Source organism: Enterococcus malodoratus ATCC 43197 (assembly GCF_000407185.1).
Taxonomy (GTDB): domain Bacteria; phylum Bacillota; class Bacilli; order Lactobacillales; family Enterococcaceae; genus Enterococcus_A; species Enterococcus_A malodoratus.
The window spans coordinates 1,011,995-1,027,774 of record NZ_KE136483.1 but is presented as its reverse complement, the minus strand read 5'-3'; the positions used below and the strand labels follow the sequence as shown (position 1 = coordinate 1,027,774).

Genomic DNA, 15,780 nt, shown 5'->3' with positions numbered 1-15,780 from the left:
CACTATCACCTTTTCTATCACCAAAAAAGGAATGATGCAAACATGTTTCTATCACCAGTTAGTTTTCAACTAGCCAGAAACATTGATTTATAGGCGATCATTCAATTCTTTTGCTAAATCTTCAAACCCTGGTTTTCCAAGTAGGGCAAACATGTTTTTCTTGTAAGCTTCTACACCTGGTTGGTTGAATGGGTTCACACCCAATAGATAACCAGAAACACCTACTGCGATTTCGAAGAAGTACATTGCATAACCTAGTGTATAAGCATCCATTGTTGGGATGTTCAATACGAAGTTAGGAACGCCGCCATCTGTATGGGCTAATAATGTTCCTTGGTAAGCTTTAGAGTTAACAAAGTCAACATCTTTACCTTCTAAATAGCCTAAGCCATCTAAGTCAGATTCTTGTGAAGGGATCGCCACCGATTTACGAGGTTTTTCCACTTTCACGATTGTTTCAAAGATATTGCGGCGGCCTTCTTGGATGTATTGTCCAAATGAATGCAAGTCAGTTGAGAAGTTTGCGCTTGATGGGTAAATACCTTTCAAGTCTTTTCCTTCTGATTCGCCGTATAATTGTTTCCACCATTCGTTGAAGTATTGCATACCAGGTTCATAGTTGACTAAGATTTCAGTCACTTTGCCTTTACGGTATAAAATATTACGAAGTGCTGCATATTGATAGGCTTCATTTTCATCTAAGTTCTCGCTTGAGTAAGCTTCACGAGCATCAGCCGCACCTTGCATTAACGCATCAATGTCTGCGCCGCTAGCTGCGATCGGTAATAAACCAACTGCTGTAAGCACTGAGAAACGTCCGCCGACATCATCAGGAATAACAAAAGTTTCCCAACCTGCTGCATCAGCTTCAACTTTAACTGCTCCACGAGCCTTATCAGTTGTTGCGTAGATACGTTTGTTTGCTTCTGCTTCACCATATTTTTTAATTAATAGTTCTTTGAAGACACGGAATGCGATTGCTGGTTCAGTCGTTGTTCCTGATTTAGAAATTACGTTTACTGAGAAATCACGGTCGCCGATCACTTCGATCAAATCAGCAATGTATGTTGAGCTGATTGAGTTTCCTGCAAAGAATACTTGTGGTGCTTTACGATCTTCTTTATCCAATACATTGAAGAAACTTTGATGTAAGAATTCGATTGCTGCACGGGCTCCAAGGTATGAACCGCCGATTCCGATAACTACTAATACTTCAGAATCAGATTTAATTTTTTCAGCTGCTTTTTTGATGCGCGCAAATTCGTCTTTGTCATAGTTTACTGGAAGATCAACCCAGCCTAGGAAGTCGCTTCCTGCGCCAGTACCTTCGCGTAATTCTTTGTGAGCTAGAGCTACTTCAGATTTGATGTAGTCCATTTCATGCTCGCTCACAAATGGTGCTACTTTCGAATAATCGAAATGAATGTGTGCCATTGTTTTTCCTCCTTGAAAGTCACTTCATACAATCTATACTTTACGTTTCTTTTAATTTTTTTTCAAGCTTAAACCTTTTAAAAAATTAAACTACTCCTTGAGCCAACATTGCTGCTGCAACTTTTGCAAAACCAGCGATATTTGCGCCAGCCGCATAATTATCTTTTTCAGCATATTTTTCAGCTGTATCACGGCACGTTTCATAGATATTTTTCATGATATCATCGAGTTTTTCATCGACTTCTTCTTTTGTCCATGCTAGACGTTGCGAGTTTTGCGCCATTTCTAACGCTGATACTGCTACGCCGCCTGCATTAGCCGCTTTACCAGGTCCGTACAACACACCTTTTTCATGATAGATCTTGACTGCTGCTATCGTACTTGGCATATTTGCCCCTTCAGCGACAATCTTCACACCATTTTTAACAAGAATCTCAGCTTTTTTGTCGTCGATCTCATTTTGCGTCGCACAAGGTAAAGCAATGTCAGCCGCTTGTTCAAGCTCCCAAACAGATCCTTCGTGGTACTCTGCTGTTGAGCGTTCCTTCGCATATTCTGTTAAACGGGCACGACGAACCTCTTTGATATCCTTCAAAAGTTCAACATCGATGCCATCTTTATCATAAATGTAGCCATTTGAATCAGAACAAGTAATCGCAGTCGCACCAAGCGCTTGGGCCTTTTCAATCGCGTAAATAGCAACATTTCCGCTGCCTGAAACAAGTACTTTTTTACCTTCAAAAGAATCTTTGCGATCTTCTAAAAGATGCTTAACAAAATAAACTGCGCCGTATCCAGTCGCTTCTGTCCGGCCAAGACTTCCGTTGAAGCCTAATGGTTTACCTGTCAATACGCCCATGTCATACTCACGCAAGCGTTTATATTGGCCAAATAAATAGCCGATTTCACGACCGCCAACACCGATGTCTCCTGCTGGTACATCTAAGTTCGGGCCGATATGTTTTGATAGTTCGGTCATAAAGCTTTGGCAGTAGCGCATAACTTCAGAATCAGATTTTCCTTTCGGATCAAAATCTGAACCGCCTTTACCGCCGCCGATAGGAAGACCGGTCAAACTGTTTTTGAAGATTTGTTCAAAGCCTAGAAATTTTAAAATACTTAGATTTACAGTTGGGTGGAAACGTAAGCCGCCCTTATATGGTCCAATTGCTGAATTAAATTGAACGCGATACCCGCGGTTGACTTGCCAGTTGCCTGCATCGTCTTGCCAAGGTACGCGAAACTGAATCATGCGTTCTGGTTCTAGGATCATTCCTAAAATATTTTTTTCAACATATTCTGGATGTTCCTCTAGAAAAGGAATCACCGTTGGTAAAAACTCATCTACCGCTTGTAAAAATTCTTCTTGATTCGGGTCTTTGTTCACCAGTTTTTCTTGGATCTGCTCTACGTATTGTTTTACTTCCATCAAATTCCTCCTCACAGTTAATACTCATAGTTTACATCATTTTCTAATAGAAGTGAAAAAAAATTCATGCTACACTGCAAGTTGAGTGCCAATTGTTCGTATTTCACGTATGATTATACAAGCTGTAAAAGTAAAAATTTAGATAAATGAGGGTTAATTGATATGAGTAAAAAATTTGATGTGATTGTTGTTGGAGGAGGACCCGCCGGTATGATGGCGGCCATAACGGCAGCGATGAATGGCACTAAAGTTGCCTTATTTGAGAAAAATAAACGCCCAGGAAAAAAATTATTGATGACTGGCGGCGGCCGCTGCAATGTGACCAATAATCGACCTGTCGATGACTTGATTTTCCACATTCCTGGCAACGGACGCTTTTTATATAGTACATTTTCGCAATTTGATAATCAAGATGTCATGAGTTTCTTTAGTGAACGCGGTGTCGCTCTTAAGGAAGAGGATCACGGCCGGATTTTTCCTGTTTCGGATAAATCGGCTACGATCGTAAATACATTGAAAGATGAATTAGAGCAATTGAACGTGTCGCTTCATTTCAAAGAACCCATCGAAAAAATCATTAGCGATGGCGAACGTATCCAAGGTGTTCGCACAGCAGAAGGCGACTATTCAGCCAAAAGTGTTATCTTGACCACCGGCGGTATCACTTACCCATCGACTGGATCACAAGGTGACGGCTACCGTTTCGCAAAAAGTGTCGGACATCATGTTACACCTCTATATCCAACCGAATCACCGATCTTCTTAACCGATGATTTTGTCGCAGAAAAAACATTGCAAGGACTCTCCCTGCAAGACGTGACACTATCCGTTATCGATGAGAAAAACAAGACCATCGCCAGTCATGAGATGGACCTGCTCTTTACGCACTTCGGAATTTCCGGTCCGGCTGCCTTGCGGTGCTCAAGCTTTGTGAATCAGCTATTGCGAACACAACAGACTGTAACGCTAAAGCTGGATTGCTTTCCTGATAAAACCGTTAATGACCTAATGGAGGAAGTAGCAGAACTTGCAAAAACATCTACAAAACAGTTGAAAAACGCGTTGGCCGGTTTCTTACCAGAACGCTTATTGCTCTTTTTCTTAGAGAAAGTCGGTATTAGCGAACAAACTTATGGTCAGACATCAAAAGAACAGCTGGAAGAATTTGTTTCCTATTGTAAGAATTGGTCGTTAACAGCTAACAAGACCTTTGGCTTGGAAAAATCATTCGTTACCGGCGGTGGCGTTGAACTCAAAGAGGTCAATCCAAAAGATTTAGCCAGCAAAAAAATCCCCGGCTTGTATTTTGCCGGGGAGGTTCTTGATGTTAATGGGTACACTGGCGGTTATAATATCACTACCGCGTTTTGTACAGGCTATGTGGCTGGTACACATGCTGCTTACAATGCCTTCGCTTAATGTGTCAGCTCAACAAATTGTCCTCGCGTCAGTTCCACAATGGCGTTGGGGGCAATTTCCATTTGCAGCCCTCTTCTGCCTGCTGATATCGCGATTTGATCAAAATTTTCCGCTGAAGCATCCACAAAGGTCGGAAATAATTTTTTCATGCCGATCGGTGAACAGCCGCCGCGAATATAACCTGTCGTTGCTTCTAAATCTCTTAAATGCAGCATCTCAACCTTTTTATTGCCGCTGGCTTTTGCGATCTTCTTCAAATCCAACTCATGATCACTTGGGATTACCGCCACGACTGGACCTGTTTTATTCCCTACTGCAACCAACGTTTTAAAAATTCGTGCCGGTGCTATTCCAACTTGTTCAGAAACATGTCCCGCTCCTAAGTCATCCTCATTCCACGAATACTCATGCTCTGTATAAGCGATTTTCTTTTGTTCGACTAAACGAATCGCATTGGTCTTTTGAATTTTCTTCTTAGCCAAGTCAATCCCCCACTTCATTCATTTTCTAAAGTCTAGCAAAAAAATCGGAAGGAAACAAACCGGTCGTTTTGTTTGGTCTTTTTCCTTAAATGTCCTACACTTGAACTTGTAGTAGAAAGGATGTTTTCATCATGAAAAGAATTTCCAGAGGAAAGTTTGAAAAGATGCAACAATTGTCAAATGATCATGGCGTCATTGCAGCCTTAGCAATCGATCAACGGGGCTCTATGAAAAAGATGATGCAAGCCGCTGTCGGCGAGGATAAATTCTCAATGGATCAAGTCTATGAATTCAAAGAACTTGTCTCACAAGAATTGACTAAGCGAGTCAGTGCGATTCTGCTAGATGAACAATACGGCTTCAAAGGAATGAAAGCCAAAGATCCCAATTGCGGATTGATCATGTCTTATGAAAAAACTGGCTATGATGCCAACACACCTGGTCGTTTACCAGAATTGCTGCCAGAAGAATCATTGGATCGCTTATTGGCTAAGGGCGCAGATGCAGCCAAGGTCTTGGTTTATTATGATCCCGATGAAGCGCAAGAAATTTTGGATGTCAAACATGCCTTCCTAGAACGTTTAGGAACAGAAGCGTTGGCTGCTGATATTCCTGTATTCGTTGAACCAATCGTTTATGACAATAAAATCACTGACGATCACTCCCCTGAGTTTGCAAAAATCAAACCACAAAAAGTGATCGACACAATCAAAGAATTTACCAAGGATAAATACCACATCGATGTACTGAAGGTTGAAGTTCCCGTATTATTCAACTATGTTGAAGGGTTCAATAAGGGCGACGATCCTGTAGTTTATACGCAAGAAGAAGCCGCAGCTTATTTCAAAGAAGCGGGTGAAGCTGCTACTCGTCCGTTTATTTATCTAAGTGCTGGTGTTCCTGCTGATACTTTCCGTGAAGAATTAAAATTTGCTGGTGAACACGGTGCAAATTATTGCGGAATTTTAGGTGGTCGTGCAACTTGGCGTGACGGTGTTCAAGTGTACGCCGATGGGGGCAAAGACGCGTTAATCAAATGGTTAGACACGCAAGGCCGTGAAAACGTTGAAGAATTAAATGACATTTTAGCGAAATATGCGAAACCATGGTACGAAATTTACGGTGGTTTAGATAACATTGAGGTTTTTGATATCGATGTAATGGCTTAAAAAAAGGATTCCCGAAAAGTCGGGAATCCTTTTTATCTTAATACATCAATCATCAAAGCTAATTTTTCTGCATCAATCTGGGCCTCAGGATAGGACTGGCCTTCTAGGCAACCATAAGCCATACAAGAACCATCCAACGAGCCGCTGACCTGTGAGAACTTCCCGATTCTTCCTAAGGAAACGGAAACAACTGGTAACGAAACAAACGTTTGCGCCTTCATCACGATGCCCATCTGACGCAAGACATCCGCTTCATTTTGCGGCTGCACGACGATTTTCGCAATATCTGCTCCCCAATGCTCCATCAAGTTCAATCGAAAGAGAATCACAGCATCCTCCGGCGTTTCTTCAAAATTGTAATAGCTCAAAATCACTCGTACATCTAAAGCCTGCATCCATTTGATGAAGGTCGTTGATAGTTGGTCAATGATCGTGACTTCTACATCAGCTACATCAATTGCTCGTGATGAGACGGCGAATTCATTGATATGCCGGTATTGGTTTAGCGAAATCTCGATCTGTCCACCTGCCTCCGAGGTCCTCAGGCTGAAAATTAATGGAATATTTCGAATCTCATCCCGCAAGGCTAATAGAGTCGAATTTAACTTGTCATCATCTAAGACATCTTCATAATAATCCGCACGCCACTCGATCACTTCAGCAATTTTTTTGGCTTCATTTGCCTGCTCAATGATCTCATCGAAAGTCTTTCCAACAATCGGCACGCAGATTTTAGGTTTTCCTGCATCAAATCGTACCTCTCTTACCTGAACATCCATCATACGCATCCCATCCCATTTTCTTCTATTTTTTTATCGTATAAAACAAAACTTTCAAATAATTACTTTCTTCAAAATTACTGGCTGGAAAATCTGCTGGCAAACGGTAACTTTCGGCTAATTGAAAGCTCACCTCTTTTTTCTTCAAAGCTTCTTCAATCGACTGTTTGAATTTTTTGATTGGTAGATTCGCCGCGTTGGTTGAAGCGATAATCATTCCTTCATCAGAAAGAATCTCTACACTGTCTTCAATCAATCGCCCGTAATCCTTCGCCACTGAAAAAGTTTTTTTCTTATTTCGGGCAAAGCTTGGCGGGTCCAAAATGATCAAGTCATACGTTAGATTCTTCCTCGCAGCGTAACGAAAATAATCAAATGTATCCATTACGATAATTCTTTGCTGCTCTAATGACAAACCATTTACTTCAAATTGTTCTTGCGTTTTAGGCAGACTGCGCTGAGCCAAATCCACGCTAGTAGTTTCTAAAGCACCGCCATAAGCCGCAGCAACTGAAAAGGCACCGGTATAACTAAACATATTCAATACTTTTTGTCCGGCCGCAAGCCCCTCTGTTAAGCGTCCGCGAACTTCCTTTTGATCTAAAAAAACACCTGTCATATAACCTTCATCTAAGTATACGGCATATGAAACGCCATTTTCCAGTATAATTAACGGCTCTTGCGGTTTTTCTCCGGCTAGCCAGCGGCTTTCTTTCAGCTCGCTTTTAAAACGGATTTTTTCAACGACACCTTTAGCCGTTGGGAAAACGTTCAACAAACTATCCACGATCAGCTTTTGAAAGTGATAAATTGTCTGATTATACCAAGAGATAACCAAATAATCGGCATAATAATCAACCGTCACGCCGCCGAATCCATCGCCTTCTCCATTGAATAAACGAAAGGCGGTCGTCGTTTCATCTGCAAAAAAAGCTTGGCGCTGTTCAATCGCCTGCTGGAATTTCTCCATTATAAAGGCTTGATCGATCGGACGCTGTGTTTGATCCAACACCCAGCCGAATCCTTTATTTTGTTTTCCTAAATAACCTGCAGCAATATAATTATTTTTATTATCAACAAAGGTAACCCATTCTAGTGGGATTTTTTTAATTGGTTGTCGCAGATCTTCTTCCTGAATCAACGGATTCCCTTGTCGAATTCGTTTGATTCCATAATTAGTTAATTCTATTTTCACTCTTATCCCTACTTTCTTCTATAGTATATCAAAAAAAATTAGTATTTTTCGCTTATAAAGTTTTCTTTAAACCTGAATGCTCCAGTTTTGATAAGAATTGACTGGGGTGATGTAAGCGAGTAAAATGTTAACAAGTGAACATTCCGCATTTTTTCTGCGGCAGAAAGGAAGTTACTATTGAAAAAACTAAAAGCTCCTGCATTTTTAAATAAACGTCTCGGCTTTTATGCGTTACTTACATTCTTATTATGGGCGAAAAGTATCTTTGCATACTTATTTGAATTTAACTTAGGGATCGAAAGTTTGACACAGTATTTCATCCTATTTATTAATCCAATCGCATCGACGATGTTTCTATTGTCGATTGCTTTATATGTGCGGCGGTCGAAAGCCTCTTATCTTACGATGATGATCATTTATGCACTGGCAAGTTTCCTACTCTTTGCCAATGTCGTCTACTATCGTGAATTTACTGACTTTATTACCGTCAATACTTTCCTAGGTGCCGGCAAAGTAGCCAGCGGTTTAGGAGAAAGCGCGGTTCGTCTCTTCCGTCCATACGATGTTTTATATTTGATTGATATCGTGATCCTGCCTCTTCTTTTATGGCGCAAACGCATTAAAGAAGAAGAACGTCCGGTACGCGCTCGGATGGCTTTCGCCATGACTGCTCTTTCGGTCATGATTTTCTCAGGAAATCTTTTCTTAGCAGAAGCCGATCGTCCAGAATTATTGACGCGTACTTTTTCACGCGACTATTTGATCAAATACCTTGGTGTGAATGCTTTTACTGTTTATGACGGTATTCAAACATACAAAACGAACCAAGTCCGTGCGGAAGCAAGTCCGAATGATTTAAAAGAAGTCGAATCTTATGTAAAAGAACATTATGCTGCACCAAACAGTGACTACTACGGTATCGCTAAAGGGCGCAACGTCATCACGATCCATTTAGAAAGTCTGCAGCAATTTGTGATTGACTACAAACTGAAGGATGAGAATGGACAAGAACATGAAGTCACACCGTTCTTGAACAGCATTTTCCATAGCAACAGTACCTTCAGTTTCGATAATTTCTTCCACCAAGTAAAGGCCGGGAAAACTTCCGATGCTGAAACCTTGATGGAAAACTCATTGTTTGGTTTGAATCAAGGATCATTGTTCTCGCAATTAGGCGGGAAGAATACATTCCAAGCAGCTCCAGACATTTTGAAACAAACAGCCGGTTACACAAGTGCGTCTTTCCACGGAAACTCCGGCAGCTTCTGGAACCGTACTGAAACTTACAAAAATCTTGGATACGATTATTTCTTCGATTCCTCTTACTATGATGTGAACGATGAAAACTCATTCCAATATGGCTTGCACGACAAACCGTTCTTCCAGCAATCTGTGAAATATTTGGAACGTCTGCAACAGCCTTTCTATTCGAAATTTATCGCGGTATCTAACCACTATCCATATAGTGAGTTCAAGAACGACGAAGCTGGCTTCCCAATGGCCAACACAAGTGATGAAACTATCAACGGCTATTTCGCGACAGCGAACTATCTAGATAAAGCAGTGGAAGAATTCTTTAACTACCTGAAGGCTTCAGGTTTGTACGACAATTCGATCATCGTTATGTACGGTGACCACTACGGAATCTCGAACTCAAGAAACTCTGACTTAGCACCATTACTTGGCAAATCAAAAGAAACATGGTCAAACTTTGATAATGCTCAAATGCAGCGTGTACCGTATATGGTTCATGTTCCAGGTCAAGACAAAGGCGGAATCAACCACACTTATGGTGGCGAAGTTGACGCATTGCCTACCCTGCTGCATCTTTTAGGTACTGACACAAGCAAATATATTCAATTAGGCCAAGATCTATTATCTAAAGACAATGATCAAATCGTTGCCTTCCGTGATGGTGATTATGTAACGCCAGAATATACCTATTACAGTGGCAGCTTATATAGCAACAGCAATGGCATGCCGATCACTGAACCAAGTGAAACCTTGCAACATCAAGCCGAAACTTGGAAAGAAGCTGTTTCTAAGCAGTTAAGCACCTCGGATAATATCAATAACGGGGATCTGCTTCGTTTCTACTCAGCAAGCGGGTTGAAACCAATCGATGCGTCACAATTCGATTACAAAAATGGGCTTAATAAGATGGAGAAAATCGAGAATAAATTGGGCGATAAATCTACCAGCCTATTCGATCAAAACGGCAAAAAATCTACACAAGAGTTATATAAAACAGAGACCTACAAGCAATATCAAGAACAAGGTCAACAATAAATTTACATCTAACACCTGTCACGAAATTGTGATGGGTGTTTTTTTGTTTGCTCTTATTTCTTCCGATAGAATTCATACTTCTTTCAAATTAGGATTTTATACTTATTATAAGAGGTGGGAATCTATGGAACTTATTTCAACAACACTTTCATCAATCAAACGACATCGAATACAATTCTCGATTTCTTGGGTGATCTGCTTGGTTGCTCTATTTATCTTAACGAGTTTAGGTATGCTAAAACTCGTTTTGCATCAATTAGATTCCTCCAACCAAATTCAATTATTTACCAATAAAGAAGTCACACAGCTGCAGCAATATTTTTCTGATCGACTGTTTATAAGTGCTATTGGTCTTTTCGCTTTGCTGCTCCTATTCTTTGGGGTCAAAATCCATTGGCAGAAAAAAAGTGCTTCTTCTGTGAAACAGTTGATCTACTCAACAGGATTAGAATTGTTTTTAGTTTTATTGTTTGCTTCAACTTGCCTGATTTTATTATTTACACTGTTCGAGCCGATATATGAATCCATCTTACAATCCTTTTATCATCAAGGGTTGAATCAATTTAAAGAATTGCCGAATTTTGTTTTAAGCAATGGTACGAGCGGCATTGCCTACTCGATTCGTTCTTCGTTGTCCTTTGAGCTATCCTCGACAACCTTGCTTGATTTATTTTTTTGCTCTTTACTCAAAGCTGTTTCATATGTAATTTTATGCTTATGTTTGTCAATTCTCTGTTTTCGTTTACTTAATTTCATATCCAGAAGAAAGAATGCTCGTTAAACACGAACATTCTTCTTTTTATTTGTTCTTTCGTTAAACTTATTCTTGAAAGTCGATTGATCCTTCATTATACTTAGAAAGTATTCGGTTTTTACCGATATAATGAACTTATTTCTAAGGAGCGTTTATTTATAATGGAGAAATTCTTTAAATTGAAGGAACAAGGTACCAACATTTCCACTGAAGTAATGGCAGGAATTACAACATTCTTTGCAATGAGCTATATTTTATTCGTTAATCCAACTATTTTGTCAGCTTCAGGGATGCCCTTTCAAGCGGTTTTCTTAGCAACGATCATCGCCTCTGTCATCGGGACACTAGTCATGGGATTATTCGCCAACGTTCCTTATGCGCAAGCACCTGGGATGGGATTGAATGCCTTCTTCACTTATACTGTTGTATTTGGTTTAGGTTATTCTTGGCAGCAAGCTTTAGCAATGGTCTTCATTTGCGGAATTATCAATATCTTGATTACTGTTACAAAAATTCGTAAATTGATCATTCACGCAATTCCAGAAAGTATGCAGCATGCAATCGGCGGCGGGATCGGAATCTTCGTTGCCTATGTTGGGATCAAGAATGCTGGATTACTATCTTTCAGCGCGGATTCATCTGCGATCACCAGCAGTGTTGTCGAAGGCGGCAAAGCAACCAATGTCTCCATCAACAGCGGAATTGTTCCGGCATTAGCTAATTTCAATAATGCCCCAATCCTGTTAGCCATCATTGGTTTAGTTATTACAACTATTTTAGTTGTTAAGAATGTTCGCGGTGCGATCTTGATCGGTATCGTCGTTACCACATTATTAGGTATTCCTATGGGTGTCGTCCAACTTGGCGCAATTGATTGGCATGCTAATTCATTAGGCAGCTCGATTCAAGAACTTGGTACAACATTCGGCGCTGCTTTCGGTTCTGAAGGAATGGGCTCGCTATTCTCTGACTCTTCAAAATTACCGCAGGTCTTAATGACTATCTTGGCTTTCAGCTTATCTGATACCTTCGATACGATCGGAACCTTCATTGGTACTGGCCGCAGAACAGGCATCTTCTCTAAAGAAGATGAAAATGCTCTAGATAATGATTCTCGTGGATTTAAAACAAAAATGGACAAGGCATTATTCGCAGATGCGATCGCTACTTCGATCGGTGCGATTTTTGGAACTTCTAATACTACGACATATGTGGAATCAGCTGCCGGCATCGGGGCTGGCGGTCGAACTGGATTGACTTCTGTTGTCGTAGCGATTTTATTCGCATTAAGCAGTCTATTCTCACCACTAATCGCTGTTGTCCCTGCACAAGCTACTGCACCTGCATTGATCTTAGTCGGTGTTATGATGTTAGCCTCTTTTGCGGATATCAACTGGTTAGATTTAGAAGAAGCAGTCCCTGCATTCTTTGCTAGTGTCTTTATGGGACTATGCTACAGTATCTCTTACGGGATTGCAGCTGGCTTCATCTTCTATACAATTGTTAAAGTTATCAAAGGAAAAACCAAAGACGTTTCACCAATTCTTTGGATCGTTGATATTCTATTCATTTTGAACTTTATCATCTTAGCTATTCTGTAATTTATTCAAAACAAAGAAGCGTAAAACCGTCATGGTTTTACGCTTCTTTATTTTCTTCTGGCTCGATTACTTCAGGTTTGTCGGGAAACCTGACAGTAAAAGTTGTTCCCTTTTCTAATTCACTCGCGACTTCGATCGTCCCGTGATGCAAACGCACCAATTCTTCTACGATCGACAGCCCTAAACCTGACTCGCCATATTTTGTATTCTTTCGTGATGGATCAGCTTTGTAATAGCGATCCCAAATATTCTTTACTTGATCCTCTGACATACCAATCCCCGTATCAGAGATCGTGATCTCTGTAGCCTGTTCAAGCTTATTGATGGCAACAGTAATCGTTCCATCTTTAGTAAATTGGATCGCATTTTGAATCAAGTTCACCATGACTTGAACAAAACGATCATAATCGGCATATACATTGATCGGTTCATTTGTCTGCAGGACTAACTGATCCCCCGAAGCTTCTGCTTTTGCCTCTAATTGTGATAACAATGTTGAAACAGTCTCAGTTGCATTGAATTCTTGTAAAACGATACTAATCTGATTGGTTCGAATTTTTTCATAATCCAAATTCTCATTAACTAAACGGATCAAACGCGATGTCTCATTTTGCATGAGCTTAATCGCCTTTTCCTTTTGACTTTCCGGAATCGCATTGTATTGTAATCCTTCTAACAATCCATTGATCGTCGTTAGTGGCGTACGCATCTCATGGGAGGCATCTGCCATAAACTGTTTTCGTCGTTCTTCTTGTCGTTCGATTTCCTCATGAGACTCTTTTAGCGAAACGGTCATTCGATTGAAATCATCCGCCAGATCATCAAACTCATCGCGATTACGATTTGGTACGACAACGTCAAAATTCCCTGTCGCAACTTCCTTAGTAGCCGAACGCATTCGATTGATTCGCTTCACCTGCTGCGTAGCAAAGAAATAGCTGACGATGATCGCGATGATCGAAGCGATGATAAAGGCCTTAAATAAATCGGTCACGATCGAATTGACACTGGTTTCTACATTCATCGCTGGTTGACTGACCAGTAAGACACCAAAGAAAACACCATCCGTGAAAAAAGGAACCATCGCGTAAGAAGTCGTTTGATTCTGCCCCATCACATTTTTTGAACTAGTCTCTTTTTGCTGCTGCCCCGCCTTCAGCGACTTCCATTGGGCATCACTGACCAAATGTTGATTTACTTTCCCTGAATGCTCTGGATATTGCACGCTTCTATCTTTATCAATGAAAACAAACGAGACATCCTGCTGATTCAAGCTCGACTCAGTCACTCCGATAGCAAACTGAAAAATTTCATTGCTCGACATGCCTTCAAACCGAATATCTCTGCTCAAAGAGATATTATTCTTCTCCATTGACTGCGCATAGCCGAGCAGCTCTTTGTAGTTATTATCCTCAAGTGTCTTGCGTGTAAATTGCGTAAAAGACAATCCCAGCGTCAGTAAAATCAGCAAAATCAAGCCGCCAAACGCCAATAATTGTTGATACAGGTATTTCATCGACCGACCTCGGTGTCGTCAAACTTGTAGCCTACGCCCCAAACAGTTTGGATAACTTGTGCACCGACTTTCTCGATTTTTTGACGCAGCTTTTTAATGTGGGCATCTACTGTTCGTTCATCACCGAAATATTGATAGTCCCAAACTAATTCTAATAGTTGTTCACGCGTAAATACTTGGCGCGGTTTTTTCGCCATAGTGTACAATAAATCAAACTCTTTTGGCGTTAAGCCTTCAATCGGCTTGCTATCCAAATAAGCTTCTCGTGTCTTCAAATTCATCTTGAAATGCTCAGTTTGAATATCAAAGTTTTCGCTGCTGGTTTCCGCTTCTTTTTGCGGTTCAGAAACTAACTCGCTGCGACGATGCAACGCCTTGATCCGTGCAATCAAGGTTAGCGGTGAAAATGGTTTTGTTACATAGTCGTCTGCACCCATTTCCAACCCGATCACTTGATCACTTTCAGAATCTCTTGCTGTCAGCATAATGATCGGTACAGTTCTTGAAACCTTTCGAATCTCACGACCAACTTCCATCCCATCCATGCTAGGCAGATTCAAATCAAGCGTGATCATATCCCATTTATCGGGCTCCGCTTTAAAGGCATCTAAGCCTTCTTTTCCATCGTATTTAAATTCCGCCTCCCAGCCTTCATTCAAAAAAAACATCTGCATCATTTCAGAAACGGATTCGTTGTCTTCAATCATTAAAATATTCATACTTTAACCCCCTGGTATCATCTGATTCTCATTCTAAGTATACTCTATTTCATTTTTTTCAACCATTACCTTACCCGTATCTTCACTAACAATTTGTTTTTTCTTCAATTTTTCTTACTCAGAGTGACAAATTCTTCATTATTCATTTACTTCTTTGCTTTTTTTATAACGTAATGTTATACTTTTTTCTGCAGCAAATTATTTATCAAGGGGCTGTTACGGATTCGACAGGCATGGTTCGAGCCTGAATTGCGCTTCGTAGGTTACGTCTACGTAAAAACGTTACAGTTAATATAACTGCTAAAAACAACAATAACACTTACGCTTTAGCTGCCTAAAAACAGTTAGCGTAGATCCTCTTGGTATCGCCCATGTGCTCAAGTAAGGGTCTCAAAATTAGTGGGATACGTTTTAACTTTCCGTCTGTAAGTTAAAAAAGAGATTATCAGACTAGCAAAATCAGAGGCCTGTCGTTCGGCAGCTGATCACGCGAAACCTTAAATTGAGTCGACTATGAGCGTAGATTTTTGGGTAATCGGAGTGTTTGGACAGGGGTTCGATTCCCCTCAGCTCCATTACAGCAACACAAACAAAAAGCCAAAACGTTGTTCTCACAGCGTTTTGGCTTTTTGTTTTAAGTTATACTTTCTATTAATCCAAGGCTTCCTGCTCTTGATCAACAAAGACAAATTTTAAACTATCAGGGTAGACGTAAACGATCAGGCGCTCTTTGCGGATGTCGGTTGTTGGGTAGACTTGTTCCGTAGTGACATTATCAGAATATAATTCCTTTAGTACAATTTCCAAGCCAGCGTTAATAAACGGATTCAGCATTCAACTCGCTCCCTTTCAGTAGCCCTCCCCTCCATTATACGGATTAATTCCAATAGATAGATTCTTTTTTCAAAATTCGTTCATTTTATTAACAAAACGGACTATCATTTTTTATAAATACTAAATTGAAAAAGAAGCCTTCTGCACAAAACAGAAAGCT

The 15,780-nt window shown here is 40.5% G+C and carries 13 protein-coding genes and 1 other RNA gene; 6 read left to right on the top strand and 8 right to left on the bottom strand.

Features of this window, described 5'->3' with window-relative positions:
• Positions 1 to 87 precede the first annotated feature (87 nt).
• Positions 88 to 1,434 carry a glucose-6-phosphate isomerase gene (locus I585_RS20460; protein WP_010740117.1) on the bottom strand — a complete coding sequence of 449 codons (1,347 nt, stop codon included), beginning with the start codon at positions 1,432 to 1,434 and terminating at the stop codon, positions 88 to 90.
• 85 nt (positions 1,435 to 1,519) lie between these two features.
• The gene (gene gdhA / locus I585_RS20455) at positions 1,520 to 2,863 is read right to left on the bottom strand and encodes an NADP-specific glutamate dehydrogenase (protein WP_010740118.1); all 1,344 of its coding nucleotides are present in this window, start codon (positions 2,861 to 2,863) and stop codon (positions 1,520 to 1,522) included.
• Positions 2,864 to 3,025: 162 nt separating this feature from the next.
• On the opposite strand from gdhA, the gene I585_RS20450 reads away from it, so the two are divergent.
• Positions 3,026 to 4,282 (top strand): BaiN/RdsA family NAD(P)/FAD-dependent oxidoreductase, encoded by a 1,257-nt coding sequence (locus I585_RS20450; protein WP_010740119.1) that lies wholly within the window; start codon positions 3,026 to 3,028, stop codon positions 4,280 to 4,282.
• On the opposite strand, the gene ybaK is transcribed toward I585_RS20450, so the two are convergent.
• Positions 4,279 to 4,764 carry a Cys-tRNA(Pro) deacylase gene (ybaK, locus tag I585_RS20445; RefSeq protein WP_010740120.1) on the bottom strand — a complete coding sequence of 162 codons (486 nt, stop codon included), beginning with the start codon at positions 4,762 to 4,764 and terminating at the stop codon, positions 4,279 to 4,281. The genes I585_RS20450 and ybaK overlap by 4 nt on opposite strands.
• A gap of 131 nt (positions 4,765 to 4,895) precedes the next feature.
• Between ybaK and I585_RS20440 the strand changes: the two genes are divergently transcribed.
• Positions 4,896 to 5,933: a tagatose 1,6-diphosphate aldolase gene (locus I585_RS20440; protein ID WP_010740121.1), complete on the top strand. Its 1,038-nt coding sequence runs from the start codon at positions 4,896 to 4,898 to the stop codon at positions 5,931 to 5,933.
• Positions 5,934 to 5,965: 32 nt separating this feature from the next.
• On the opposite strand, the gene aroD is transcribed toward I585_RS20440, so the two are convergent.
• The gene (gene aroD, locus I585_RS20435) at positions 5,966 to 6,715 is read right to left on the bottom strand and encodes a type I 3-dehydroquinate dehydratase (RefSeq protein ID WP_010740122.1); all 750 of its coding nucleotides are present in this window, start codon (positions 6,713 to 6,715) and stop codon (positions 5,966 to 5,968) included.
• Between the two features lie 22 nt (positions 6,716 to 6,737).
• Positions 6,738 to 7,907, bottom strand: coding sequence for a class I SAM-dependent rRNA methyltransferase (locus tag I585_RS20430; protein WP_010740123.1), 1,170 nt, complete (start codon positions 7,905 to 7,907; stop codon positions 6,738 to 6,740).
• A 177-nt stretch (positions 7,908 to 8,084) separates the two neighbouring features.
• Here I585_RS20430 and I585_RS20425 point away from each other — a divergent pair, with 177 nt between their 5' ends.
• The 3 genes from I585_RS20425 (at position 8,085) to I585_RS20415 (ending at position 12,551) form a co-directional block, all read left to right on the top strand.
• Positions 8,085 to 10,196: an LTA synthase family protein gene (locus tag I585_RS20425; RefSeq protein WP_010740124.1), complete on the top strand. Its 2,112-nt coding sequence runs from the start codon at positions 8,085 to 8,087 to the stop codon at positions 10,194 to 10,196.
• A gap of 124 nt (positions 10,197 to 10,320) precedes the next feature.
• Positions 10,321 to 10,977 (top strand): hypothetical protein, encoded by a 657-nt coding sequence (locus tag I585_RS20420; protein WP_010740125.1) that lies wholly within the window; start codon positions 10,321 to 10,323, stop codon positions 10,975 to 10,977.
• Positions 10,978 to 11,111: 134 nt separating this feature from the next.
• Positions 11,112 to 12,551 carry an NCS2 family permease gene (locus tag I585_RS20415; protein ID WP_010740126.1) on the top strand — a complete coding sequence of 480 codons (1,440 nt, stop codon included), beginning with the start codon at positions 11,112 to 11,114 and terminating at the stop codon, positions 12,549 to 12,551.
• A gap of 37 nt (positions 12,552 to 12,588) precedes the next feature.
• Here the strand turns inward: I585_RS20415 and I585_RS20410 are convergent, their stop codons facing one another.
• Both I585_RS20410 and I585_RS20405 read right to left on the bottom strand, forming a co-directional pair.
• Positions 12,589 to 14,067 (bottom strand): sensor histidine kinase, encoded by a 1,479-nt coding sequence (locus I585_RS20410; protein ID WP_010740127.1) that lies wholly within the window; start codon positions 14,065 to 14,067, stop codon positions 12,589 to 12,591.
• On the bottom strand, positions 14,064 to 14,786 hold the full coding sequence (locus I585_RS20405) for a response regulator transcription factor (RefSeq protein WP_010740128.1): 723 nt from the start codon (positions 14,784 to 14,786) through the stop codon (positions 14,064 to 14,066). Before I585_RS20405 ends, I585_RS20410 begins: the two co-directional genes overlap by 4 nt.
• Positions 14,787 to 14,995: 209 nt before the next feature.
• Between I585_RS20405 and ssrA the strand changes: the two genes are divergently transcribed.
• Positions 14,996 to 15,364, top strand: a transfer-messenger RNA (tmRNA) gene (gene ssrA / locus I585_RS23050).
• A 73-nt stretch (positions 15,365 to 15,437) separates the two neighbouring features.
• On the opposite strand, the gene I585_RS20400 is transcribed toward ssrA, so the two are convergent.
• Positions 15,438 to 15,620 carry a hypothetical protein gene (locus I585_RS20400; protein ID WP_010740129.1) on the bottom strand — a complete coding sequence of 61 codons (183 nt, stop codon included), beginning with the start codon at positions 15,618 to 15,620 and terminating at the stop codon, positions 15,438 to 15,440.
• Positions 15,621 to 15,780 lie beyond the last annotated feature (160 nt).